General features: G+C 72.8%; 17 protein-coding genes. 12 read left to right on the top strand and 5 right to left on the bottom strand.

Annotated features, from left to right (window positions below; genetic code table 11):
* Window positions 1-330: 330 nt before the first annotated feature.
* The 7 genes from B073_RS0110340 (at window position 331) to B073_RS0110310 (ending at window position 12,825) form a co-directional block, all read left to right on the top strand.
* A complete protein-coding gene (locus B073_RS0110340) occupies window positions 331-2,289 on the top strand; it encodes a S53 family peptidase (protein ID WP_026247242.1) in 1,959 nt (652 codons plus the stop codon).
* A 311-nt stretch (window positions 2,290-2,600) separates the two neighbouring features.
* Window positions 2,601-5,528 (top strand): leucine--tRNA ligase, encoded by a 2,928-nt coding sequence (locus B073_RS0110335; RefSeq protein ID WP_018538022.1) that lies wholly within the window; start codon window positions 2,601-2,603, stop codon window positions 5,526-5,528.
* A gap of 243 nt (window positions 5,529-5,771) precedes the next feature.
* On the top strand, window positions 5,772-6,593 hold the full coding sequence (locus tag B073_RS0110330) for a hypothetical protein (protein WP_018538021.1): 822 nt from the start codon (window positions 5,772-5,774) through the stop codon (window positions 6,591-6,593).
* A gap of 226 nt (window positions 6,594-6,819) precedes the next feature.
* Complete coding sequence (locus B073_RS0110325; RefSeq protein WP_018538020.1) at window positions 6,820-7,665, top strand: DegV family protein; 846 nt, start codon at window positions 6,820-6,822, stop codon at window positions 7,663-7,665.
* A gap of 171 nt (window positions 7,666-7,836) precedes the next feature.
* Entirely contained in the window at window positions 7,837-9,054 is a 1,218-nt protein-coding gene (locus B073_RS43790) for a ComEA family DNA-binding protein (RefSeq protein ID WP_324608786.1), read from the top strand.
* Between the two features lie 188 nt (window positions 9,055-9,242).
* Window positions 9,243-12,071, top strand: coding sequence for a ComEC/Rec2 family competence protein (locus B073_RS0110315; RefSeq protein ID WP_078507959.1), 2,829 nt, complete (start codon window positions 9,243-9,245; stop codon window positions 12,069-12,071).
* Window positions 12,052-12,825: an arylamine N-acetyltransferase family protein gene (locus B073_RS0110310; RefSeq protein ID WP_018538017.1), complete on the top strand. Its 774-nt coding sequence runs from the start codon at window positions 12,052-12,054 to the stop codon at window positions 12,823-12,825. Before B073_RS0110315 ends, B073_RS0110310 begins: the two co-directional genes overlap by 20 nt.
* Before the next feature lie 84 nt (window positions 12,826-12,909).
* Here B073_RS0110310 and B073_RS0110305 read toward each other — a convergent pair whose 3' ends face one another.
* Window positions 12,910-13,185, bottom strand: a complete 276-nt coding sequence (locus B073_RS0110305; protein WP_018538016.1) for a hypothetical protein — start codon at window positions 13,183-13,185, stop codon at window positions 12,910-12,912.
* 118 nt (window positions 13,186-13,303) lie between these two features.
* Between B073_RS0110305 and holA the strand changes: the two genes are divergently transcribed.
* Window positions 13,304-14,287 (top strand): DNA polymerase III subunit delta, encoded by a 984-nt coding sequence (gene holA, locus B073_RS0110300; protein WP_026247240.1) that lies wholly within the window; start codon window positions 13,304-13,306, stop codon window positions 14,285-14,287.
* Window positions 14,288-14,446: 159 nt separating this feature from the next.
* On the opposite strand, the gene B073_RS0110295 is transcribed toward holA, so the two are convergent.
* Window positions 14,447-15,271: a hypothetical protein gene (locus B073_RS0110295; protein ID WP_234025042.1), complete on the bottom strand. Its 825-nt coding sequence runs from the start codon at window positions 15,269-15,271 to the stop codon at window positions 14,447-14,449.
* Between the two features lie 666 nt (window positions 15,272-15,937).
* Window positions 15,938-16,204, bottom strand: coding sequence for a 30S ribosomal protein S20 (gene rpsT / locus B073_RS0110290; protein ID WP_018538013.1), 267 nt, complete (start codon window positions 16,202-16,204; stop codon window positions 15,938-15,940).
* Window positions 16,205-16,568: 364 nt separating this feature from the next.
* On the opposite strand from rpsT, the gene lepA reads away from it, so the two are divergent.
* The 4 genes from lepA to hemW all read left to right on the top strand — a co-directional run bounded on the left by lepA (window position 16,569) and on the right by hemW (window position 24,518).
* Window positions 16,569-18,443 carry a translation elongation factor 4 gene (gene lepA / locus B073_RS0110285; protein ID WP_078507955.1) on the top strand — a complete coding sequence of 625 codons (1,875 nt, stop codon included), beginning with the start codon at window positions 16,569-16,571 and terminating at the stop codon, window positions 18,441-18,443.
* A 282-nt stretch (window positions 18,444-18,725) separates the two neighbouring features.
* Window positions 18,726-20,615, top strand: a complete 1,890-nt coding sequence (locus tag B073_RS0110280) for an AMP-dependent synthetase/ligase (protein ID WP_018538011.1) — start codon at window positions 18,726-18,728, stop codon at window positions 20,613-20,615.
* A gap of 252 nt (window positions 20,616-20,867) precedes the next feature.
* The gene (locus tag B073_RS0110275) at window positions 20,868-22,904 is read left to right on the top strand and encodes a SpoIIE family protein phosphatase (protein WP_018538010.1); all 2,037 of its coding nucleotides are present in this window, start codon (window positions 20,868-20,870) and stop codon (window positions 22,902-22,904) included.
* Window positions 22,905-23,285: 381 nt separating this feature from the next.
* Window positions 23,286-24,518: a radical SAM family heme chaperone HemW gene (gene hemW / locus B073_RS0110270; RefSeq protein ID WP_026247239.1), complete on the top strand. Its 1,233-nt coding sequence runs from the start codon at window positions 23,286-23,288 to the stop codon at window positions 24,516-24,518.
* An 84-nt stretch (window positions 24,519-24,602) separates the two neighbouring features.
* Here hemW and B073_RS0110265 read toward each other — a convergent pair whose 3' ends face one another.
* Window positions 24,603-24,878, bottom strand: a complete 276-nt coding sequence (locus B073_RS0110265; protein WP_018538008.1) for a DUF1876 domain-containing protein — start codon at window positions 24,876-24,878, stop codon at window positions 24,603-24,605.
* Between the two features lie 119 nt (window positions 24,879-24,997).
* Window positions 24,998-25,843 (bottom strand): DUF3097 domain-containing protein, encoded by an 846-nt coding sequence (locus B073_RS0110260; RefSeq protein WP_018538007.1) that lies wholly within the window; start codon window positions 25,841-25,843, stop codon window positions 24,998-25,000.
* Window positions 25,844-25,931: the final 88 nt, after the last annotated feature.

Here is a 25,931-nt window from a genome sequence, read left to right as displayed (position 1 = left end):
GGTCGTCCGTAGCGGACGGCCCGCTCTGTCGTGCGTTTACGGGGATCGGCGCACCGCAGAGGGCCTTTCGGGGTTGCCCTGATATCCGGTCAACAACCTGTCGCATTCGGCGAGTTGGACGGCCCTTTCGCGACCGCTTCCGCCCGCTCCTGGCGGTTCTTTGGTCTCTTCTTGGTGTTCGCATAACCCTGACATGAACGGTTCACCGAAAGAGTGGCGAATCGCGTGAGCGTCACATCCGGCGCATTCACCGCTGATGAGGTGTCGCGCACCGGCGCACCGGCGCCGCGTCACCCCGCAGCGCACCGCATCGCCACAGCAGGGGGTTACATGAGAGCAAGCCGCACCAGATCACCGCGCGTCCGCGCCGGTCTGGCCTTGACCGCGGCGCTGCCGATGGTCGCCGGAGCGCTCGCGCTCGGCGCACCGGCCGCCGACGCCGCGGGCCACGACGGGGGCCGGCACGCGCTGCAGGGCACCAAGCCGAAGTGGGCGACCGCGCAGGCCGACCAGGGCACCACCGCCGACAGCGCCCGGGTCGACGCCCGGGTCTACCTGGCCGGCCGCGACGCCAAGGGCCTCGCGGACTACGCCAAGGCCGTATCCGACCCGCACTCCGCCGCGTACGGGAAATACCTGAGCGCCGCCCAGGTCAAGACCCGCTACGGCGCCACGCCGGACCAGATAGCCAGGGTGACCGCCTGGCTGAAGAAGTCCGGCCTGACGGTCACCGGCACCACCGACCGCTATGTGACGGTCACCGGCGACGCGGCCGCCGCCGAGCGGGCCTTCGCCACCGACCTGCACAACTACCGCAAGAACGGCCACACCTACCACGCGCCGTCGGCCACCGCCTCCGCGCCCGCGGCCCTCTCCGACGCGGTCCTGACGGTCACCGGCCTGGACAACGCGCCCCGGATGGCCCGGCACCACTCCGCCGAACTCCCGCCGCCGTCCCCCGTCTTCCGCAACGCCGGGCCGTTCTCCACGTACTACGGCTCGCGGACCGACAAGGACCTGCCCTCGGCCTACGGGAGCAAGGCGCCGTACGCGGTCAAGGGCTACACCGGCAAGCAGCTGCGCGCCGCCTACGGGGCGAAGAACTGGACCGGCAAGGGCGTCACCGTCGCGATCACCGACGCTTACGCCTCGCCGACCATCGCCAAGGACGCGGACACCTACGCCGGCCGCAACGGCGACCCGCACTACCGCAAGGGTCAGCTGTCGCAGGTCCTGCCCAAGGGCTACACGCACATCGACGAGTGCAAGGCGGCCGGCTGGTACGGCGAGGAGACCCTCGACGTCGAGGCCGTGCACGCGGTCGCCCCCGCCGCGGACATCGTCTACGTCGGTGCCGCCTCCTGCAACGACGACGACCTGCTGGACTCGCTCGGCAAGGTCGTCGACGGGCGGCTCGCCGACATCGTCTCCAACTCCTGGGGCGACATCGAGGCCAACGAGACCCCGGACGTGGCCGCCGCCTACGACCAGCTCTTCCAGCGCGGCGCCGTCGAGGGCATCGGCTTCTACTTCTCCTCCGGCGACAACGGTGACGAGGTCGCCAACACCGGCACCAAGCAGGTGGACACCCCGGCGAACTCCGCGTGGGTGACCGCGGTCGGCGGCACCGCCCTGGCCGTCGGCAAGGGCAACAGCTACCAGTGGGAGACCGGCTGGGGCACCCAGAAGTCGGTGCTCTCCAAGGACGGCAACGACTGGACCGACTTCCCCGGCGCCTTCAACGGGGGCGCGGGCGGCGGCACCAGCAAGACCGTCGCGCAGCCCTTCTACCAGCGCGGTGTCGTCCCGGACACGCTCGCCAAGGCCAACGGCGCCGGCGCCATGCGGACCGTTCCGGACATCTCGGCCGTCGCCGACCCGAACACCGGCTTCCTGGTCGGCCAGACCCAGACCCTGCCCAACGGCAAGCTCGGCTACGAGGAGTACCGCATCGGCGGCACCTCCCTGGCCGCGCCGGTGATCGCGGGCGTCCAGGCGCTGGCCCAGCAGGCCCGGCACGGCATCGCCATCGGCTTCGCCAACCCGGCCATCTACCAGCGGTACGGCACCTCGGCCTACCACGACGTGACCGACCACCCGCTGGGTGCCGGCCGTGACCTGGCGGTCGTCCGGGTGGACTTCGCCAACGGCATCGACGCGAGCAAGGGCACCATCACCTCGCTGCGCAGCCTCGGCAAGGACAGCTCGCTGCACGCCACCGTGGGCTACGACGACGTCACCGGCGTCGGCTCCCCGGGGGCCGGATACGTCAGCTCCTACCGTCCCTGAGCCAGGGGCGTCCCCGAGCCGCGCCGTGACTTCATGGACGCGGCGGTAGGGGAGGGGGGATAGCAGGACAGGGCCCGCGCCGGGGAATCCCGGGCGCGGGCCCTGTGTGCCCTGCGGTACCCTGGCGCCATGTGTGCCGTACGCCTTCTGCTTAGCGGGCCGCGCTGATCAGTCCCGACCGGGCCCTTCGCTGTGGCCGCCCGGGTCGGAATCGGCGCGGCGTCCCCTCCTGAGCGAGGGGCATTTTTGTTTCCACGGAAACCGTGTCCGCGGCAGCCGCAGGCGAGACGATCGATGGAGCTTTGAGGACGATGAGCGAGACGACTTCCTCCCCCGCTGCCGAAGGCGCGGGCGGTACCCCCACCGAGGTGGCAGCGCCGCACCGCTACACGGCCGCGCTGGCCGCCGACATCGAGGCACGCTGGCAGGACTTCTGGGAGGCGGACGGGACCTACGAGGCCCCCAACCCGAGCGGGAAGCTGGCGGGCGACCCGGAGGCGGTGGCCCGTCCCAAGAAGTTCGTCATGGACATGTTCCCGTACCCCTCGGGTGCGGGGCTGCACGTCGGGCACCCGCTGGGCTTCATCGCCACCGACGTCTACGCCCGCTACCACCGCATGACGGGCCACAACGTCCTGCACACCCTGGGCTTCGACGCCTTCGGCCTGCCGGCGGAGCAGTACGCCGTGCAGACCGGCACCCACCCGCGGGTCTCCACCGAGGCCAACATCGTCAACATGCGGCGCCAGCTGCGCCGCCTGGGCCTGGGCCACGACCAGCGCCGTTCGATCGAGACCATCGACCCGGCGTACTACAAGTGGACCCAGTGGATCTTCCTGCAGATCTTCAACTCCTGGTACGACCCGGAGGCGGACAAGGCGCGGCCGATCGACACCCTGGTCGCCCAGTTCGAGGCCGGCACCCGGCCCACCCCCGACGGCCGCCCCTGGGCGGAGCTGTCCGGCACCGAGCGCGCCGACGTCCTGGGCGAGTACCGCCTGGCGTACGCCTCGGACGCCCCGGTGAACTGGTGCCCCGGACTGGGCACGGTGCTGGCCAACGAGGAGGTCACCGCCGAGGGCCGCTCCGAGCGCGGTAACTACCCGGTCTTCAAGTCCAAGCTGCGCCAGTGGAACATGCGGATCACCGCCTACGGGGACCGGCTGCTGCGCGACCTGGACGCACTGGACTGGCCGGAGGCCATCAAGCTCCAGCAGCGCAACTGGATCGGCCGCTCCGAGGGCGCCCGGGTCGACTTCCCGGTCGGCGACTCCCACAAGATCACCGTCTTCACCACCCGCCAGGACACCCTGTTCGGCGCGACCTACATGGTCCTGGCGCCCGAGCACCCGCTGATCGCCGGCTCCGACAACGGCACCGGCTCGATCGTCCCCGACGCCTGGCCCGCGGGCACCCACGACGTGTGGACCGGCGGCCACGCCACCCCCGCCGAGGCCGTCGCCGCCTACCGCAAGCAGGCCGCCGCCAAGTCGGACGTCGAGCGGCAGGCCGAGGCCAAGGACAAGACCGGTGTCTTCACCGGCGTCCACGCCACCAACCCGGTCAGCGGCGAGCAGATCCCGGTCTTCATCGCCGACTACGTCCTGATGGGCTACGGCACCGGCGCGATCATGGCCGTCCCGGCACACGACAGCCGTGACTTCGCCTTCGCCCGCGCCTTCGAGCTGCCCCTGCGCTGCGTCGTCGAGCCCACCGACGGCCGCGGCACCGACACCGCCACCTGGGACGACGCCTTCGGCTCGAACGACGCGAAGCTGGTCAACTCCAGCGGCGACACCGTCTCGCTGGACGGCCTGAGTGTGCCCGAGGCCAAGGCGCGGATCACCGCGTGGCTGTCCGCCAACGGCATCGGCGAGGGCACCGTCAACTTCCGGCTGCGCGACTGGCTGTTCAGCCGCCAGCGCTACTGGGGCGAGCCGTTCCCGATCGTCTACGACGAGGACGGCGTGGCGCACCCGCTGCCCGAGTCGATGCTGCCGCTGGAACTCCCCGAGGTCGACGACTACTCGCCGCGCACCTTCGACCCGGACGACGCCGACACTCAGCCCGAGACCCCTCTGTCCCGTAATGCGGACTGGGTCGACGTCGAGCTGGACCTGGGCGACGGCCGCGGGGTGCGGCGCTACCGGCGCGAGACCAACACCATGCCCAACTGGGCCGGTTCCTGCTGGTACGAGCTGCGCTACCTCGACCCGGACAACGGCGACGCGCTGGTCGACCCGGGAGTCGAGCAGTACTGGATGGGCCCGGGCGAGGACCGGCCGCACGGCGGTGTCGACCTGTACGTGGGCGGCGCCGAGCACGCCGTGCTGCACCTGCTGTACGCCCGCTTCTGGTCCAAGGTGCTGTACGACCTGGGGCATGTCTCGTCCGCCGAGCCGTTCCACAAGCTGTACAACCAGGGCATGATCCAGGCGTACGTCTACCGGGACGCCCGCGGTATCGCCGTCCCGGCCGCCGAGGTCGAGGAGCACGAGGGCGGCGTCTTCTACTACGAGGGCGGCAAGGTCTCCCGGCTGCTGGGCAAGATGGGCAAGTCCCTGAAGAACGCCGTCACGCCGGACGAGATCTGCGCCGAGTACGGCGCGGACACCCTGCGGCTGTACGAGATGGCGATGGGACCGCTGGACGTCTCCCGGCCCTGGGACACCCGGGCCGTCGTCGGCCAGTACCGCCTGCTGCAGCGGCTGTGGCGCAACGTGGTCGACGAGGCGACCGGCGAGGTCACCGTCGTCGACACCGAGCCGGACGAGGCCACGCTGCGGGCCCTGCACAAGGCGATCGACGGCGTCACCCAGGACATGGCGAACCTGCGCTTCAACACCGCCATCGCCAAGATCACCGAGCTGAATAACCACCTGACGAAGGCCGGCGGCCCGGTGGCGCGCACCGTCGCGGAGCGGCTGGTGCTGCTGATCGCCCCGCTGGCGCCGCACATCGCCGAGGAACTGTGGCGCAAGCTGGGCCACACCGACACGATCGTCCACGCGGACTTCCCGGTGGCCGACCCGGCGTACGTCGTGGACGAGACGGTGACCTGCGTCGTCCAGGTGAAGGGCAAGGTCAAGGCCCGCTTGGAGGTCGCGCCGTCGATCTCCGACGCGGACCTGGAGGCGGCGGCGCTGGCCGAGCCCGCGGTGGTCGCGGCGCTGGGCGGCGCGGGCGTCCGGAAGGTGATCGTCCGGGCACCGAAGCTGGTGAACATCGTTCCGGCGTGAGCGGCCTCTCCGGCGTGAGCAGCCTTCCGGCTTGAGTCGCCATTCCGGCATGAGCCGCCTCTGACCTGGTCTTTTGGCGGCTTGTGCGGCGGCCGGGGGACGGTGTGCCGCGCGCGTATAGGTGGTTTCCCCTACGGGCAGGTTGGGGGTTCGTCTGGAACCCGCGACCTGCCCGACGCGTTTACGGTGGAGGGACAGGCGCCGGCGGGGATCCGGCGCCGCCGACACCTCAGGGGAGTGCCCATGGAAGCCGCCGTCGCCGTCATCGGGTTGCTCTTCGTGCTGTTCGTCGCCGCCGGGGTGTTCGTCACGGTCAAGGCGGTCCAGGCGGCCAAGCGCGGGGTGGACCGCAAGGTCGCCCAGGCCCGGCGGACGGTCGAGGACACCACCCTGCGGGCGCGCCAGTTCACCCAGCCCGGAGTCGTCGGCGAACTTGCCCAACTGCGGCTCTCGTTGCGCACGTCCATGCGCGCCACTCAGGAGGTCCTGCGCAGCGCCTCCTCCGAGGACGCCTCGCTCGCCGAGGCGGTCCGCCTCTTCGAACGGCTCAGCGCGCACGGCCGCGAGCTGGACGACGAACTCCACCGCCTGGAGCGCGAGCCCAGCAAGGCCGCCATCGCCGACCGCCTCCCCGAACTCCGCGAACGCCTGGAGCGCATCACGCACTCCGCCGAATCGCTCCGCTGGGCCGCCCGCGACCGGGCCCGCAAGTTCGCCGACGACGATCTGGCCGCCCTGAGCGACCAGATCGACATGGAGGCGGGGGCCTTGCGGCACTGGACGGATGAGGGGGCGCCGGGCGGGTTTGGGGTCGGCGGCGGGGCCGGTGCCGGTACGGGGGCGTTCTCGGGTGCCGGTTCGGGCTCGCGGGCGGGCTCGGGCTCCGGTTCGGGGTCGGGGTCGGGCTCGGGGGAGAAGGGCTTCGCATGGGGGCCGGTCGGGGAAGAGGCGCCTGCGATCACCGCCCGGGACGCGCGCACCCGGCCGACGTACCCGTGGGAGAAGTCCCCGCAAGGGGAGACGTCCCGCCGGCGGAGCGGCAAGGGTGAGGGCATAGCGGGGTAGGGCGCTTTCCCCGGGGTGGGGCGCTTTCGGAGGTGCGGTGGTTGTCGAGGGTTGCGTGGTTCGCGATGCGGGTCCGCGAACCGCTACGGGATCTGCCGTCTACCCTTCCGCCGCTTCCCGACAGGCCGTGACCTGGGCGGACTTGGCGTAGCCTTGGTGAAACCGGGAAGATCCCGGCAGGGGCCCGCACTGTCGAGCGCCTGCGTCCCCGGATAACCTCCCAGTCATGTCCCGCCATGTCGCGATCGTCACCGATTCCACGGCCTACCTGCCGCGGGCGGCTGTCGAACGCCACCGCATCACGGCCGTACCGCTGACCGTCGTCCTGGGGGACCAGGCCCTGGAAGAGGGCACCGAGATCTCCGCGAGATCGGTCGCCCAGGCGCTCCAGAAGCGCCGACCCGTGACGACGTCGCGACCGAGCCCCGCCGTGTTCGCGGACACCTATCGCGCCATCGCCGAGTCCGGTGCCAGTGGCATCGTCTCCCTGCACCTCTCCTCGGAGTTCTCCGGCACCTACGACGCGGCGGTGCTGGCGGCGAAGGACGCGCCGGTGCCGGTACGGGTCGTGGACACCGGGATGGTCGCGATGGCCCTCGGGTTCTGTGCCCTTGCCGCCGCGGAGGCGGTGGAGGCCGGCGGGGACGCGGACGACGCGGTGGCCGCAGCGGAGAAGCGTGCCTCGGGCACCTCCGCCTACTTCTACGTCGACACCCTCGACTACCTGCGGCGCGGCGGCCGGATCGGCGCCGCGCAGGCGCTGCTCGGCTCGGCGCTCGCCGTCAAGCCGATCCTTCAACTCGCCGACGGGCGCATCGAACTGCTGGAGAAGGTCCGTACGGCCTCCAGGGCGATTGCGCGCCTGGAGGAGATCGCCGCGGAGCGGGCGGGGGAGGGGCAGGTCGACATCGCGGTCCACCATCTCGCGGCGGCGGAGCGGGCGGACGCGTTGGCCGAACGGCTCCGGGAGCGGGTGCCGGGGCTGAACGAGCTGCATGTGAGCGAGGTCGGCGCGGTGATCGGCGCACACACGGGGCCGGGGCTGCTGGGGGCCGTGGTCTCGCCGCGGTGAGGACGCCGCGGTCGGCGGTCGGCGGTGTGCTGTGGGTGGTGGGTGCTCGCGTTGTGACGCGGCATGACTCCGGATGCCCGTGTGGGTGACGGAGTTATCCACAACTTCCCACTTGTCCACGGGAATTGACGCAGATCGGCGGGATTCGCGCGAGGCGCCTAGCGTCGAGCCATGAGCAGCTATCGAACGGCTTCCCGGCCGGATTCAACGTCAGTTTCGCTGTCCGCTTCCGCGTCGGAGTCACCGGCCGGACCGTCCCGCCCGTCCGCGGTCTCCCCGCCCGCCGCCCCGCCCACGCGTGGGGGACGGCGGGAGCACGAGCGCCTGCGGGAGTGGAAACGCGAACGGATGCGGGCGCGGGCCGCGGTGATCTTCGGCACCGATCAGTGGGACGGAGCGGAGGAGGCGGGGCGGAACGCCGGCGGGGAGGGAGGCGCCGGTACGGAGAGTGGTATCGGTGCGGGGAGTGGTATCGGTGCGGGGAGTGGTACGGGTACGGGCGTCGGCCTGGGGGCGCGTTGGCCCGGCGGTGGCCGTGGGCGGCCGGGGGCGGGGGCGGAGACGAGGGCGGAACCGTCGTACGCACATTCTGCGCCGCCGTCCCGGGAGCACGATCCGCCGGGGGTCCGACGGCCTGAGCGCTGGTGGCCGGCGGTACGTGAACGGCTGCCGCTGTGGGTGCAGTTACGGTGCGGCACGACTCCGAAGGCGCTGGCCGCGCTGGTCCTGGTGCTCGTGGTCGGTGTGGGCCTCGCCGTTCAGCATTTCTGGGCGGCGCGTCCCGAGCCCGTGAAGGCGCCCGGCGCCGATCGTCCGGTTGCGGTGCCCGGTCCCGGTGCCCGCTCACCGGCTCAGCCGTGGTCGTCGGGGCAGTCCCCGTCCCAGGGCTTGGCGACCGGGGGACCGTCGGGCGGCGCAGGCCGGATGGTGGTCGTGGATGTCGCGGGGAAGGTCCGGCGCCCCGGGATTCACCGGTTGCCGGCGGGCTCACGGGTGACCGATGCGCTGGAGGCCGCGGGCGGGGTGCTGCGCGGGACGGATCTCCGCGGGCTGAACCGGGCCCGTCTGCTGACCGACGGCGAGCAGATCGTCGTCGGTGCGGAGGGCGCCGGCGCCGCGGGCGGCACGGGCGGTGCGGGCGCGAGCGGACAGACCGGAGCCGGCGGTGCCGGAAGCGGGGCCTCGGGGATGACGAACGGGCCGCTGAGCCTCAGCTCGGCGACGGAGCAGCAACTCGACGCTCTGCCGGGCGTCGGTCCGGTGCTGGCCCGCCACATCATCGAATTCCGCACCCAGCACGGCGGGTTCACCTCGGTCGACCAGCTCCGCCATGTGACCGGCATCGGTGAGCGCAGGCTTGCCGATCTGCGCCCCTTGGTGGCGCCATGACGTCGACCGGAGAGGAGGAGACCCAGGAGCCCCCCGCGGGTGGGGTTGCGACCACGACGTCGGGTGGGGCGTCACCCAGGAGCTTCGGGAGCTTCAGGGGCGGCCTCGGCAGTCAGGAGGGCGCGTCCGGCGGTGTGGCCGAGGTACCTCAGAACGGCCCCGCTGACCTGCGGCTGGTCGGGCCTGCGGTGGCGGCGTGGGCGGCCGCAGCGGTCGCCTTGGGGGCGCCGGGTGGCGCGGTGGCGGTGGGCTGCGCCGTGGCCGTGGCGCTCGCGGCACTCGCGCTGTGGTGGGCACGGGCGCTTCGGGGGCGGCCGGATGCGTCGATACGCCCTGCTGCCATGACGGGTGGCCTGCTGGGCGGGGGCCGGTCCGCGGGTGCGCTCGTGGCCCTGGCGGCAGTACTGCTCTGCGCTGCGGCGGGGGCCGCCTCCGCCGCGCTGCACGCCGCGGACGTACGGAGCGGGCCGCTGCCGGTCTGGGCCCGGCGCTACGCCCCGCTCACGGTGGAGCTGGAGGTGACCGACGACCCCCGGCTGTCCCGCCCGAAGGTGCGGGGGGCCCAACGGGTGCCGCCGGCGCTCCTGTTCACCGCCGATGCCGTGTGCGTAACCACGCCGGATGGGAAGGTCACCGATGTCCGAACCCCCGTGCTGGCCGTCGTACAACAGCGGCGCGGCACGAAGGAGAAGGAGGGGAGAGACGCGAAGGAGGGGAGAGGCGCGAAGGAGGGGAGAGGCGCGAGCACCACAGGCACCACATGGCGGGGGTTGCTGCCGTCGACCCGAATCCGGGTGGTGGCGCGTGCCGCACCGCCGTTGGCAGCGGCCGATCGGACGGCCGCGGTGCTGCGGGTCACCGTCGACGGGCCGCCGGTCGAGGTGGCGCCGCCGTCGCCCCTGCAGCGGCTTGCCGGAAGCCTGCGCGCCGGGCTGCGCGAGGCGACCGACGGGCTCACTCCGGATGCCCGCGCTTTGCTGCCCGGCCTCGTGGTGGGCGATGTGTCACGGGTACCGCCCGATCTCGACGAAGCCTTCAGCGCCACCGACCTGACGCATCTGCTCGCCGTCTCCGGCAGCAACCTGACCATCGTGCTCGCCCTGCTGATCGGCCCGCCCCACCTCGCCGCCCGGGCCGAACGCCGAGGACTGGCACGGCACCTGGGGCTGTCACTGCGCGGCACCGCGCTGATCGGCGGGGTGCTCGCCCTCGGCTTCGTCGTCGTATGCCGTCCGGATCCGAGCGTGTTGCGGGCCGCCGCCTGCGGGCTGATCACACTGCTCGCCATCGGCACCGGCCGCCGCCGCTCGCTGCTCCCCGCGCTCGCCGCCGCCGTACTGCTGCTGGTCCTCTACGACCCCTGGCTCGCCCGGCGCTACGGCTTCCTGCTCTCCGTCCTGGCGACCGGCGCGCTGCTCCTGCTCGCACCGCGCTGGAGCGCCGCCCTCCAGCGCCGCCGGGTGCCGCCCCGGCTCGCCGAGGTGCTCGCCGCCGCGGCCGCCGCCCAGGCGGTCTGCGCACCCGTCGTGGCGGTGCTCGCCGCGCGGGTGGGCCTGGTCGGCGTGCCCTGCAACCTGCTCGCCGAACTGGCCGTGGCCCCCGCGACGATCCTCGGCTTCGCCGCGCTCGCCATCGCCCCGGTCGCGCTTCCGGCCGCCAAGGCGCTGGCCTGGTGCGCGGGCTGGCCGGCCGAGTGGATCGCCGGTGTTGCCCGTGCGGGGGCGGAGCTGCCGGGAGCGGAGGTCGGCTGGCCTGGTGGCTGGGTGGGCGGGCTGATGCTCGCCGTCGCCACCGTGGTGCTGCTCGCGATCGGCCGCCGGGTGCTGCGCCGCAGATGGCTGTGTGTGGCGTGTGCGCTGGCCGTGGTGTTGGCGGTGTGCCGCCCGGCACCGCTGACCCGCGTGCTGACAGGCTGGCCGCCGCCGGACTGGCGGGTCGTGGCCTGCGATGTGGGGCAGGGGGACGGGCTGGTGCTGGCAGCCGGTGACGGTACGGCGGTCGTGGTGGACACCGGGCCCGAACCCCGCGCCATCGACCGCTGCCTGACCGTATTGGGCATCCGCCGGATCCCGCTCCTCGTGCTCACGCACTTTCACGCCGACCATGTGGACGGCCTGCCCGGCGCGCTGCGCGGGCGGTCGGTCGGCGCGATCGAGACCACGACACTGCAAGAGCCCTATGGCCAGGCGAAGTTCGTCAGGGAAGCGGCGGCCGGTGCCCGGATCCCCGTCCTTCGGGCCGTACCAGGCGAACGGCGCCATCTGGGGCCCCTCTCATGGGAGGTCCTCTGGCCGGTCGCGCCCCCGTTGACGCCGCAGTCGGCCGCAGCATCGGCGGCACTCTCGGCCGGGGCCGGAGCCAGGGCCGGGTCTGGGGAACTCTCCGGGCCCAATGACGCCAGCGTGACCCTGCTCGTTCGGACGGGCGGGCTGACCGTCCTTCTGCTCGGGGATCTCGAACCCCCGGCTCAACAGGCGCTGTTCGCCGCCCATCCGGAACTGGCCGCCGTCGATGTCCTCAAGGTGGCGCACCATGGCTCCGCCTACCAGGACCCGGAGTTGATACGCCGCCTGATGCCCCGCCTGGCCCTCATCTCCTGCGGCGCCGGAAATCCATACGGGCATCCCGCCCCGCGCACCATCGCGTCGCTGCGCGCCGGGGGCACTCTGGTGCTGCGTACCGACACCGATGGCGCGATCGCGGTCGTCGGCACTCCCGGCAAGCTGTCCGCGGTGGTCGGTGGACGCCGCTCCCAGAGGCGATCCGGGGGATCCAGGGGACGTTTCAGGAGGCGGCAGTTCCGGGGCCGCCCGGGCCGGAGACGGCGGGAGCCCCGCGGAACAGGGAGATCCATACGGACGCCGAGAAGAAAGGGTGCGGGCTCAACGCACACGAGGGAATGCACGAGGGATGAGAAAAGACACAAGGAAATACACAAGGAACGAGACGAGGAAAGAGACGAGGAAAGAGACAGGGAACGGACAGGACGCATATCTCATGGACGATGCCACCGCTGACGCCTATCTCCGGCGGATAGCCGCTGCTCGGCCGGCCGTCGCGGACGTCGAGGCGTTGCGTGCGCTGCAACTGAGACATCTGCGGGCCGTGCCGTTCGAGAATCTCGCCATCCATCTGGGAGAGGAGATCGTCCTCGCGGAGCAGCCGCTGGTGGACAAGATCGTCGAGGCTCGCCGGGGCGGGTTCTGCTACGAGCTCAACGGCGCCTTCGCGGCACTGCTCCGGGCGCTGGGTTACGAGGTCGAGCTGCTGTCGGCGCGGGTGTTCGGGCCCGAGGGGCTGGGGATTCCGTACGACCATCTCGCGCTGCGGGTGCACACCCCCACCGGTCCCTGGCTGGTGGACGTCGGCTTCGGACAGAACAGCCACTATCCGCTGAGGCTGGACAGCGACGCGGACCAGAACGATCCCGGGGGCGTCTTCCGAATAGTGGAGGCCCCGGCGGGCGACCTGGACGTCTACCGGGACGGGGACCCGCAGTACCGCTTGGAACAACGCCCGCGTGAGCTGCGGGACTTTGAAGCGGGTTGCTGGTGGCAGCGTACGTCGCCCACGTCGCATTTCCGTCAGTCGCTGGTCTGCTCACGGCTCACGGAGACCGGCCGGGTCACGCTCTCCGGGCGCACGTTGGTGATCACCGGCGCCGACGGCACCCGGGAGGAGCGCGAGCTGGACGCGGCCGAGGTCCTGCCGGCCTACCGCACCCACTTCGGCATCACGCTGGAACGCGAGCCCGTCCTCGTGAGCCAGTGAGGAACAAGCGGAGGGACAAGGGGAGGAGCAACGGGAAAACCAACGCGAAGGACAAAGGACAAGGGAGGGGAGAAGGACGGACGGCTACTCGGTCTCGCGCCAGCCCTCGTATTCCGCGGCGAGGGCGTCCAGGCGGGCGGCGTCGTAGGCGGCGTCGGGGTCCTCGATCACGACCAGCCACTGCGCGTCCTCGGCGTCGTCCTCGCCGGCCAGGGCGTCCCGTACGAGCTGGGGTTCCTCGGCGACCCCGAGGCGTTCGGTCAGGGCCTCGGCCACCTCCTCGGCGGCGTCGCGGTCGGGGAGGACGAGGACGTGGCGTCCGTGGTGGGTGTCGTGCACCGGGCCATGGCTGTTGTTCACCCGTCCATTGTCAGGCAGTGGGCAGTGGGCAGTGGGCAGTGGGCGGTGGGCGGTGGACCGCGGTGGGGTGCCACGGGGCAGGCGGGGTTGTCGGTGGGGCGTGGGATGCTGGGACGCGATGGCCAGGAAGACAGCTAACGACGACCCGCTTGCCCCCGTGACGATCGCGGTGGGGCAGGAGGAACTGCTGCTCGAGCGTGCGATGCAGCAGGTGGTGGCCGCGGCCCGGGCGGCCGACGCGGACACCGACGTGCGCGACCTCACCCCCGATCAGCTCCAGCCCGGCACCCTCGCCGAGCTCACCAGCCCCTCGCTCTTCGCCGAGCGCAAGGTCGTGGTGGTGCGCGCTGCGCAGGACCTGTCCGCGGACACCGTCAAGGACGTCAAGGCGTATCTCGGCTCGCCCGCCGAGGAGATCACCCTGGTGCTGCTGCACGCCGGCGGCGCCAAGGGCAAGGGACTGCTGGACGCGGCCCGCAAGGCAGGTGCGCGCGAGATCGCCTGCCCCAAGATGACCAAGCCGGCCGACCGGCTCGCCTTCGTCCGCGGCGAGTTCCGGGCGTCCGGCCGCTCCGCCACGCCGGATGCCTGTCAGGCACTGGTGGACGCCATCGGCAGCGATCTGCGCGAGCTGGCGTCGGCCTGCGCACAGCTGGCCGCCGATGTCGAGGGCACGATCGACGACGCCGTGGTCGCGCGCTACTACACCGGCCGGGCGGAGGCGTCGAGCTTCACCGTCGCCGACCGGGCGGTCGAGGGCCGGGCCGCCGAGGCGCTGGAGGCGCTGCGCTGGGCGATCGCGACCGGGGTCGCCCCCGTCATGATCACCAGCGCGTTGGCGCAGGGCGTCCGGGCCATCGGCAAGCTCGCCTCCGCTCCGCGCGGGGCCCGCCCCGGCGACCTCGCCCGCGAGCTGGGCATGCCGCCCTGGAAGATCGACCGGGTCCGGCAGCAGATGCGCGGCTGGTCGGCGGACGGCGTGGCCAGGGCGCTGCGCGCGGTCGCCGAGGCCGACGCGGGGGTGAAGGGCGGCGGCGACGATCCCGAATACGCCCTGGAGAAGGCCGTGGTGACGATCGCGCGAGCGGCCCGCTCGCGGTAGAACGACCGACGGCGGGGCGTCGGGTGGCAGGGCGACGGTCCGCGGGGCGACGTGACGAGCGATGAGACCGGCCGCGGACCGAGACGTCCCAACCCTCACCCCTGCACCCTCACCCCTGCACCCTCACCCCTGCAACCCTCGCCCCGCATCCCGCATCCCTCACCCCCGCAACCGCTTGAGGGTCTCCTTCGCGCTGGTTTCCAGCATCGTGGCGAGTTCGGAGGAGGACGGCGGCTTCGCGGTGCGGCTGCTCGTCGGGTAGCTGGACCACGTCGACTGGTACGTCAGCCAGCCGTCCCGGACGGCGAGGACGACATACGTGCTCTTGCCCCCGCCGGAGGCGTCGTTGCGGGTCACGAGGTACGCCTCGTCGCCGAGGCCGGTGACGGGCTCGACCTTGTACGAGACGGTGGTCTGCTGTTTCTCGTACGCGCGGTACACATCGGCGAACTCCGGGGCCGGGTCGGCCTTCTTGTGCAGGGTGACGGAGTTGTAGATCCAGGTCGAGGGGTAGTCGCCGGTCCCGGCGTCGTCGGCGGTGAGCGAGATGTTGCACCACATCGAGTCCATGGAGTTCATCCGTGAGCCGCTGTGCTGCGGGTTGGGCGGGGACGACGCCCCCGACGGACCGGAACCGGAACCCGAACCCGAACCCGGTCCCGCACCCGCGCCGGTGCCGGTGCTCGGCTTCGCCTTGTAGTGGGCGTTCGCGAACGGCGTCAGGGAGGTCGCGGCGCACAGGTCGTCCCGGTACGCGTAGCCCTTGAGGTCGGGGCGGGGCGCCGAGGAGAAGGCGCCGGTGGCGAACATCACGGACGCCCCGATCGCGGCGGCCGCCACCGCGCCGCCGATCGCCCACAGCCAGCCGGAGACGCCCCGCCCGCCCGCTCCACCGGGCGTGCCGCCGAGGGGCCCGCCGAGCGGCGCCCGGTACGCCGGGCTTGGCGCTGCCAGCGCCCTCGGTGTTCTCGGCGCGCCCGACACCGCGGGTGCCCCTGGCGCCCCGGGGGCTCCCGTTACGCCACCCTGGGCGCCCGGCGGCGGATAGCCGTACCCGCCCGGCCCCTGCGTGTACGGATTCTGCCGGTAAGGCATCGAAGGCGGAGACAGAGGCGAAGGGGAAGGTGGCGGCGGCGGTGACGGAGGCGGTGGCTGCTGCGCGGGCCTCGGCCCGTAGGCGGGAGGCTGCGGCGCGGAGTAGGGATCGTTCTGCTCCCCCGAATTGGACATGGCGGCAGACTAGTGGACATCCCTCGCATCCGGCCCTGTCCGGAGCCGCGTTGCGCCTTCCCGGGAGGCGTATGCGGGCCCAGCTGGAAGCCGTGCCGGACCCTCCCGGGAGCATGCGGCCACAAACGCCCGCCCGGCGCACACCGGGCGCGCCCCCCCGACTGCCCCGCCCCCCGACCGCCCCGTCCCCGACACAAACAAAAGACCCCGCCGTCCCAAAATGGGCCCCGGCGGGGTCTTCTGTATCCAGTTCGGATGGCTGCTCGGCGGACGTTGCCGCGGAGGAGCCGGTTGCGCCGCACCCGCGTGGCGAACGCAGGCCGCGTGCGGCGCGGTGGTGCACCGACCGGGAGCGGTGAGAGGGGCCGCTGGGTCCCTGATCGGCAGGGTGACCGCGTCGGGCGCGGTCGAAGGCGAAGGTCAGCCCTTGAGGCCGGCGACCTTCTTGGCCAGCGCCGACTTCTTGTTGGCGGCGTTGTTCTTGTGCAGCACACCCTTGCTGACGGCCTTGTCGAGCTTCTGGGCCGCCAGGGCCTGCGCGGCGGTGGCCTTCTCCAGGTCACCGGCCTCGATGGCCTCGCGGGTGCGACGGATCGCGGTCTTCAGCGAGGACTTGACAGCCTTGTTGCGCTGACGAGCCTTCTCGTTGGTCTTGATCCGCTTCATCTGGGACTTGATGTTCGCCACGAAAGAGCCTTTTCAGGTTCGTTGGAGTTTCGAGTGGCGCCTCGTACGAGAGAGGGCACGAAGCGCAGTGGACCAGGCTACCAGCAGGGTTCACGGGCTCCCAAACCGGACCTCGAACCGGCCCCGGAACCGGACCCTGCGCACGGGCGGCCCGTACCCGGGCGCCCGTACCGGCCGCAGCGGCCGACGCCCCCGCCGAAGGCGCGCCGCGCCCCCGCCTCGCCCGCCCGGCACCCTTGCACCCGAGCGTGCCCGCCCCGCCGCCCCCATGCCCGAAACCCCTCGCCCCCGCCGGTCATGGGACGATGGGGGAGACATCACAAGACCGAGTCCCGCCTACCCGCGTTCACTGAATGGACCCTGCGTGCCCGCGACCCCTACGAACGTGCCGGAGCCGAGCCGTACCGACCCGGCGCTCCTCCGTAACTTCTGCATCATCGCGCACATCGACCACGGCAAGTCGACGCTCGCCGACCGGATGCTCCAGCTCACCGGTGTCGTCGACCAGCGGCAGATGCGCGCGCAGTACCTCGACCGCATGGACATCGAGCGCGAGCGCGGCATCACGATCAAGTCCCAGGCGGTCCGGCTGCCCTGGAGCCCCTCCGAGGGCGAAGAGGGAAGTGGCACGACCCACATCCTGAACATGATCGACACGCCGGGCCACGTCGACTTCACCTACGAGGTGTCCCGCTCGCTGGCCGCGTGCGAGGGCTGCATCCTCCTCGTCGACGCCGCCCAGGGCATCGAGGCCCAGACCCTCGCCAACCTCTACCTGGCGATGGAGAACGACCTCACGATCATCCCGGTCCTCAACAAGATCGACCTGCCGGCCGCGCAGCCCGAGAAGTTCGCCGCCGAGCTGGCGAACCTCGTCGGCTGCGAGCCCGAGGACGTCCTGAGGGTCTCCGCCAAGACCGGCGTCGGCGTGCCCGAGCTGCTGGACAAGGTCGTCCGCGAGGTGCCGGCCCCGGTCGGCGTCAAGGACGCCCCCGCCCGCGCGATGATCTTCGACTCGGTCTACGACGCCTACCGCGGCGTGGTGACGTACGTGAAGGTCGTCGACGGCACGCTCAACAAGCGCGAGCGGATCAAGATGATGTCCACCGGCGCCGCCCACGAGCTGCTGGAGATCGGGACCAACTCGCCGGAGATGAAGTCGGCCGACGGCCTGTCCGTCGGCGAGGTGGGCTATCTGATCACCGGTGTGAAGGACGTCCGGCAGTCGAAGGTCGGCGACACGATCACCCAGCTCACCAAGGGTGCCCAGGAGCCGCTGGGCGGCTACAAGGACCCCAAGCCGATGGTGTTCTCGGGGCTGTACCCGCTCGACGGCTCGGACTACCCCGAGCTGCGCGACGCGCTGGACAAGCTCCAGCTCAACGACGCCGCGCTGGTCTACGAGCCGGAGACCTCGGCCGCCCTGGGCTTCGGTTTCCGCGTCGGCTTCCTGGGCCTGCTGCACCTGGAGGTCATCCGGGAGCGCCTGGAGCGCGAGTTCGGCCTCGATCTGATCGCGACCGCCCCCAACGTGGTCTACCGCGTGGAGATGGAGGACGGCACCGAGTGCACCGTCACCAACCCCAGCGAGTTCCCCACCGGCAAGATCGACGTGGTGCACGAGCCGGTCGTCCGGGCCACGATCCTGGCGCCCAGCGAGTTCATCGGCGCGATCATGGAGCTGTGCCAGACCCGCCGCGGTGCGCTGATGGGCATGGACTACCTCTCCGAGGACCGGGTCGAGATCCGCTACACCCTCCCGCTCGCCGAGGTCGTCTTCGACTTCTTCGACCAGCTCAAGTCCAAGACCCGCGGCTACGCCTCGCTGGACTACGAGCCCACCGGCGAGCAGACCTCCGACCTGGTCAAGGTCGACATCCTGCTGCACGGCGACAAGGTCGACGCGTTCTCCGCGATCACCCACAAGGACAAGGCGTACGCCTACGGTGTGCGGCTGGTCGCCAAGCTGCGCGAGCTGATCCCGCGGCAGAACTTCGAGGTGCCGATCCAGGCCGCCATCGGCAGCCGGGTCATCGCCCGTGAGACCGTCCGCGCCATCCGCAAGGACGTCCTCGCCAAGTGCTACGGCGGTGACATCTCCCGTAAGCGGAAGCTGCTGGAGAAGCAGAAGGAGGGCAAGAAGCGGATGAAGATGGTCGGCAGCGTGGAGGTGCCGCAGGAGGCGTTCATCGCGGTGCTGTCCTCGGACTCCGACGGCGACGGCAAGGCGAAGAAGTAGTCCGGGGCGCAGTCGGAGAAGCAGAAGAAGCAGCGGACGCGGGACGCCCGCGCGGGGCGCCGGTTCCTTGGGGGACCGGCGCCCCGCGCCGTGTCGGGGCCGGTCGCACGGGGTCCCGCGGGCCCGCCGGTCAAGCGGGTGTCATGTGCACCTATCGCTCGGGTCACATCGTGAACCAGTCGGGTGCAGCCCCTTACGCGGCGGCCGCACGCGCTCTAGTCTGATCACTGCTCAAAGGTTACTCGCGAGTCACCAGCAACGAAGCGGGCCCCGGAGGACGCCGTGACCGACACTCACACGCTGATCGACAACCGGCCGCCTTCGGTGGCGACCCTGTTCCTGGAGCGGGTCGCGGCCACCCCGGACACCGAGGCATACCGCTACCCCGTCCCGCCCGTCTCGGGCACCGGACCGGACGACTGGAAGGCCCTCACCTGGAGCCAGGCCGCCGAGCGGGTCCTCGCCGCGGCCGCCGGACTGATCGCCCTGGGCGTCCGCCCCGAGGAGCGGGTGGCGCTGGCCGCCGACACCCGGGTGGAGTGGATCCTCGCCGACCTCGGAGTGCTCTGCTCCGGCGCCGCCACCACCACCGTCTACCCCTCCACCAGCGCCGACGAGACCGCGTTCATCCTGGCCGACTCCGGCAGCCGGGTGCTGATCGCGGAGAACGCCCGGCAGCTCGCCAAGGCCCGCGAGAGGCGCGCCGAGCTGCCCGAGCTGGCGCACGTCGTCGTCATCGACGAGGCCGACGCACAGCCCGCGGAGGACGACCCCGAGGGCTGGGTGCTCTCCCTCGCCGAGCTGGAGAAGCGCGGCACCGCCTATCTGGAGCAGCACCCGGAGTGCGTCAAGGAGCGGGTCGCCGCGCTCCGCGCCGACCAGCTGGCCACCCTCATCTACACCTCCGGGACCACCGGCCGCCCCAAGGGCGTGCGGCTGTCCCACGACTGCTGGGCGTACATGGCCCGCGCCATCCAGGCGACCGGCATGGTCGCCGCGGACGACGTGCAGTACCTCTGGCTGCCGCTGGCGCACGTCTTCGGCAAGGTGCTGAGCGCCGGGCAGATCGCCGTCGGGCACGTGATCGCGGTGGACGGCCGGGTCGACAAGATCATCGAGAATCTGCCGGTGGTCCGGCCGACGTACATGGCCGCCGTCCCGCGGATCTTCGAGAAGGTCTACAACGGCGTCGCGGCCAAGGCGCGCGAGGGCGGCGGCGCCAAGTACAAGATCTTCCAGTGGGCGGCCGGGGTGGCCCGCGAGTACGCCAGGACCTCGCAGGAGAACTTCCGGCGCACCGGCAACACCTCGGTGCCGTTCGCACTGGCCGCCAAGCACAAGGTCGCCGACGCCCTCGTCTACGCCAAGCTGCGCGAGGCGTTCGGCGGCCGGCTGCGCGCCGCGATCTCCGGCTCGGCCGCCCTCGCCCCGGAGATCGGCTACTTCTTCTCCGGCGCCGGCATCCACATCCTGGAGGGCTACGGCCTGACGGAGTCCAGCGCCGCCAGCTTCGTCAACCCCGGGGAGGCGTACCGCACCGGCACCGTCGGCAAGCCGCTGCCCGGCACCGAGGTGCGGATCGCCGAGGACGGCGAGATCCTGCTGCGCGGCCCCGGCATCATGCAGGGCTACCACGGCCTGCCCGAGAAGACCGCCGAGGTCCTGGAGGAGGACGGCTGGTTCCACACCGGCGACATCGGCGAACTGTCCCCGGACGGCTATCTGCGGATCACCGACCGCAAGAAGGACCTCATCAAGACCTCCGGCGGCAAGTACATCGCGCCCGCCGAGGTGGAGGGCCAGTTCAAGGCGGTCTGCCCGTTCGTCTCCAACGTGCTGGTGCACGGCGCCAACCGGAACTTCTGCAGCGCCCTGATCGCACTGGACGAACCCACCATCCTCAAGTGGGCCGAGGAACACGGCCTGGCCGGCCGGAGCTACGCCGAGGTCGTCGCCACCGACCAGGTCCGCACGCTGATCGACGGCTATGTGGAGCGGGTCAACGAGGGGCTCCAGCGGTGGCAGCAGATCCGCAAGTTCCGGTTGCTGCCGCGCGACCTGGACATCGAGCACGGCGAGATCACCCCCAGCCTCAAGATCAAGCGGCCGGTGGTGGAACGGGCCTTCAAGGACCTCCTCGACGAGATGTACGCCGGGACGCGGGAGGCGTGACGCCGCCGGCGGGCGCGCCGCGGGGCCGCGGGCGGACCCGCACCGCTCCGGCGCGCCCGCCCGGCACCCGGCGGCCCCGGCGGGCCCCGGACGTCCGGCGTGCCCCGGCCAACTGCCGTACCGCGTCAGCCGAATTGACCCCTCTGACCACGCACTTCCGTGACTCACCGCTTATGTGCGGGCTCGTTCTGTCACTCTGGCGTTGGCGCATCCGGCGCCGCTGGGGAACTGCTCGGGAGTTGCTCAATGAGGATGACAACTTCGGCCGGACGGGACGACGTTGCAGAGGCCGCCACGCGCTCCCTGCGGGCCACGCTGCCCGGTGACCCGCGGGCCGCGGCGGCCGCCCGGCAGTTCGTCCGGGCCGCCTTCGCGGACTGGACCGCGCGGCGGCTGCCCGGCGCCGACCGGCTCACCGAACCACTGGCCGACGAAGCAGTGCTGCTGGTCAGCGAGTTGGTGACTAACGCCGTGGTGCACGCGGGCACCACCGTCGACGTGCTCTGCCGGCTCGACCCCGCCGAGGAGCGGCTGCCGCACCCCGACGACCCCCCGGACACCGCCCCCGCGGAACCGCCCCGCCCCGGCCTCGTCGTCGAGGTCTCCGACCGGCACCCCACCCAGCCGGTGCGGGCCCGCGAGGACACCGGCGCCTACGAGGCGGGCGGCCACGGACTGCGGCTGATCAGCGCGGTGGCCGAGGCATGGGGCGTCACCTACCGGCGGGCGATGAAGACCGTGTGGTTCCGGTTGCCGGTCGGCGGCCCGGACGTCGCCTGGCCGGAGCCGGACACCGCGGACGGCGCCTACGACGCCCTCGACCCCCACGGCACCTACGGCGCCCTGGACGAGGAGATCTTCCGGCAGGGGCTGCGGGCCTCCGAACTCCTCGCCCCCGTGCCGCGCCGCCCCGCGCCGCCCGAGGACCGGCCCGCACGGGAGCGCGGCGTCGACAGCGGCGCGCTGTCCTTCCTGGCGGAGGCGTCCGACCTGCTCTCCGGGCAGCTGGACGCCGATCAGGTCGCCTCGCTGGCCTGCCAGTTGATCGTTCCGCGACTCTCCGACTGGTGCGCGGTGTGGCTCCACGACGGCGACGGCGGCGCGCCCGGACGCGGCCTCGCGGAGGCCGGTGAGGCGCCGCGGCTGGCCCGCGTCTGGCACCAGTCCGAGGGCCGGATCGACTCGCTGCGGGCCGCCCTGGAGAAGGAGCCGCCGGGCCTGGGGCTCGACGGCGCCGTCGGCAGCCGGCCGGTCCCGGTGCCCTGGCCGCACGAGCCGGCCGGCCCGGAGCCCGGCGGCGCGGCGCTGGCCTGCCCGCTGGTCGCCGGCGGCCGCCGGCTCGGCACCCTGCTGCTCGGCCGGGCCGGACTGCGGCGCTTCCCCGGCGAGGTGGTCGCGCTCGCCGAGGACCTGTGCCGCCGGGCCGCCCGCGCGATGGCCACCGCCCGCGCCTACAGCCGTCAGGAACGCATCAGCCGGGTCCTGCAGCGCCGCCTGCTGCCCCAGGGGCGGGCCCGGGTGCCCGGCGTGGCGTCGGCGGTGGTCTACGAGCCGCGCGAGGGCGCCTGGGCCGGCGGCGACTTCTGGGACCTCTTCGACGCCGGCGACGACCGCTGGTGCTTCGCGCTCGGCGACGTCTGCGGCAGCGGGCCCGAGGCCGCCGCGGTCACCGGGCTGGCCCGGCCGGTGCTGCGGCTGCTGGCCCGCGACGGCTTCGGCGTCGCCGAGGTGCTGGACCGGCTCAACAAGACCATGGCGCGGGAGGCCGCGGACTCCGTCGCCGCGGTGGCGGCGGCGGTGGCGGCGGCCGGTGCGGGCGCGGAGGCCCCCGTGGAGATCCGCGAGGAGGGCGAGCAGGCCCGCTTCCTGTCCCTCCTGTACGGCGAGATCGTCCCGTACCGCGGCGGTTCCGGCGGCGCCCGGTGCACCCTCGCCAGCGCCGGCCACCCGCTGCCGCTGGTCCTCGGCACCGACGGCGCGGTGCGGGTCGTCGCGGCCCCGCAGATGCTGCTGGGCGTCGTCGAGGAGGCGGCGTATGTCAGCGAGTCCTTCGACCTGTGCCCCGGGGAGACGCTGCTGTGCGTCACCGACGGGGTGACCGAGCGCCGCTGCGGCCGGCGGCTCTTCGACGACGAGGACGGGCTGGCCTCGGCGCTCGCCGCGACGGCCGGACGGAGCGCCGAGGCCATCGCCGAACACATCCGCCGCACGGTGCACGCCTTCGGCCCCACGCCACCCGACGACGACCTGGCGCTGATGGTGCTGCAGGCGGCGGGGGGTTGCCCGTAGGGGTGGTCGAACGGTTCCCGTAGGGGGTGCGCAGGCCCCCTGCGGGGCCACAACCGGACGGGCGGGGGCGGTATTCCCCGGTGCGGGGCGTGGCATCGGCCGGTGCAAGGCCCGGCGTTCCGCGGTGCGGGGCACGGCGTCGGCCGGTGCGGGGCCGGCGTTCGGCGGCGGTGCGGGCCTGGCGTTCGGCGGTGCGGGGCACGGCGTTCCCCCGCGCGGGCCCGGGGTCGACCGGCGCGGGGAACGGCATCCCCGGTACGTGGCACGCCATCGGCCGGGGGCGCGCCACCCGCCCGTTCCCCGGGCCCTCAGGCGGGCTGCCCGTGCACCTCCCGCCACGGGCAGCCCGCACATCCCCCGCCATGACGGACAATGGACCCCATGCCTTCCGCACTGCCAGATGGTGAGCCGATGCCCGAGGACGGGGAGCTGCCCCGCCATGCGCTGACCGGCGCCGCCGAGCGCCCCCTCGGCTTCTATCTGCACGTGCCGTACTGCGCCACCCGCTGCGGCTACTGCGACTTCAACACCTACACCGCCAGTGAGCTGCGCGGACCCGGCGGCGCCCTGGCCTCCCGCGAGAACTACGCCGACACCCTCGTCGACGAGATCCGGCTGGCCCGCAAGGTCCTCGGCGACGACCCCCGCCCGGTCGAGACGGTCTTCGTCGGCGGCGGCACCCCGACCCTGCTGCCCGCCGCCGACCTCGGCCGGATGCTGGCCGCGGTGCGCGACGAGTTCGGCCTGGCGCCCGGCGCCGAGATCACCACCGAGGCCAACCCGGAGTCGGTCGGCCCGCGCTACCTCTCCGAGCTGCGCGAGGCCGGCTTCAACCGCGTCTCCTTCGGCATGCAGAGCGCCCGGCAGCACGTCCTGAAGATCCTCGACCGCACGCACACCCCGGGCCGCCCCGAAGCCTGCGTCGCCGAGGCCCGCGCGGCCGGCTTCGCGCACGTCAACCTCGATCTGATCTACGGCACCCCCGGCGAGTCCGACGACGACTGGCGGGCCTCCCTGGACGCCGCCACCGCCGCCGGCCCGGACCACATCTCCGCGTACGCCCTGATCGTCGAGGAGGGCACCCAGCTGGCCCGCCGGATCCGCCGCGGCGAGATCCCGATGACCGACGACGACGTGCACGCCGACCGCTATCTGATCGCCGAGGAACGCCTGGCCGCCGCCGGCTTCTCCTGGTACGAGGTCTCCAACTGGGCCACCACCGAGGCCGGCCGCTGCCGTCACAACGAGCTGTACTGGACCGGCGCCGACTGGTGGGGCGCCGGCCCCGGCGCGCACAGCCACGTCGGCGGCGTCCGCTGGTGGAACGTCAAGCACCCCGCCGCCTACGCCCAGGCCCTCGCCGAGGGCCGCTCCCCGGGTGCCGGCCGCGAACTGCTCTCCGACGAGGACCGCCGCGTCGAGCGGATCCTCCTGGAACTCCGTCTCGCCGCCGGCTGCCCGCTGTCCCTGCTTGCGCCCTCGGGCGCCCGCGCCGCCGCCCGCGCGGTGGCCGACGGCCTCCTGCAGCCCGGCCCCTACGAGGCGGGCCGGGCCGTACTGACCCTCCGCGGCCGCCTGCTCGCGGACGCGGTGGTACGCGACCTGGTGGACTGACCGCCCCCGCCCGGCCCCGGTGGGCCGGCGGAGCAGCGGCCACCGCCGGGCCGGCGCCTCAACCGGCCCACGGGGCAGGGGACTTCAGTGGGTCAGCGGCCGCGACGTCCGCCCCGAGGCCGTGTCGATCTCGTCATGGGCCTTGGTCAGCAGCTGCATCGCCAGGTCGTTCAGGGCCCTGGCCCCCGCGACCTCTTCGCCGACCCGGGGCTGGTTCCCGTCGGCGGGGTGGCGGCTGGCATAGCCATGGGCCCGCACCTCGGTCCCGTCCGGCAGGCGTACCAGCGCGGCGGCCCGGGTGCGGTGGGTGTCCTCCTCGAATTCCAGCTCGACATGCCATCCGACAGCGGTCTTCAACATGGCGGTCACCTCCGGAATCGCTGCTACCAGAGTGCGCTCACCGCCGAGGCGGCGCACGGCGTGCACCGGCCGCGCACGCCGCCGTGCGCACCGCCGCGAACCGCCGTGCCGGTCGGACCTCAGACCCCGTCGTCCGCCCCCGCCGGCGCCGTCACGAAGTCGATCAGCTCCTCCACCCGCCCCAGCAGCGCCGGCTCCAGGTCCTTGTAGGACCGCACCCGGGACAGGATCCGCTGCCAGGCCGCACCGGTGTTCTCCGGCCAGCCCAGCGCCCGGCACACGCCCGTCTTCCAGTCCTGGCCCCGGGGGATCTCCGGCCACGCCTCGATGCCCAGCGAGGACGGCTTCACCGCCTGCCAGACGTCGATGTACGGGTGGCCGACGACCAGCGCGTGCTCACCGGTCACCGCCGCCGCGATCCGGGACTCCTTGGAGCCGGGTACGAGGTGGTCCACCAGGACGCCGAGGCGGGCGTCCGGGCCGGGGGCGAAGGCGTCGACGATCGCCGGAAGGTCGTCGACGCCCTCCAGGTACTCCACGACGACGCCCTCGATCCGCAGGTCGTCGCCCCAGACGCGCTCCACCAGCTCCGCGTCGTGCCGCCCCTCCACGTAGATGCGGCCGGCCCGGGCGACACGGGCCCGCGCCCCGGGGACCGCGATCGAGCCGGACGCGGTGCGCGCCGGTCCGCTCGGCGCCGGGCCGCTCCGCGGACGGACGAGGGTGACGGTCCGCCCCTCCAGGAGGAAGCCGCGCGGCACCATCGGGAACACCCGCTGCTTGCCGAAGCGGTCCTCCAGGGTGACCGTCGGGCCCTCGGCGGTCTTCTCGCACCGCAGCACCGCGCCGCAGTAGCCCGTCACCACCTCCTCGACGACCAGCCCGGGGTCGGCCGGCACCTCGGGCACCGGCTGCGGCTTCTTCCAGGGGGGAGTGAGGTCGGGGCTGTAGTGCCTGCTGTGCATGCGGGTCTGCTTCCTGTTCCTGTTCCTGCGGATCGACGGGACGGCGGGACGGCCGGGACGGCGGCCGGCGGCCCGGGAGACGGGCGAG

This window comes from Streptomyces sp. MspMP-M5 (assembly GCF_000373585.1).
Taxonomy (GTDB): domain Bacteria; phylum Actinomycetota; class Actinomycetes; order Streptomycetales; family Streptomycetaceae; genus Streptomyces.
Note: the sequence above shows the minus strand (reverse complement) of the source record. Positions and strands in the feature narration are given on the sequence as shown.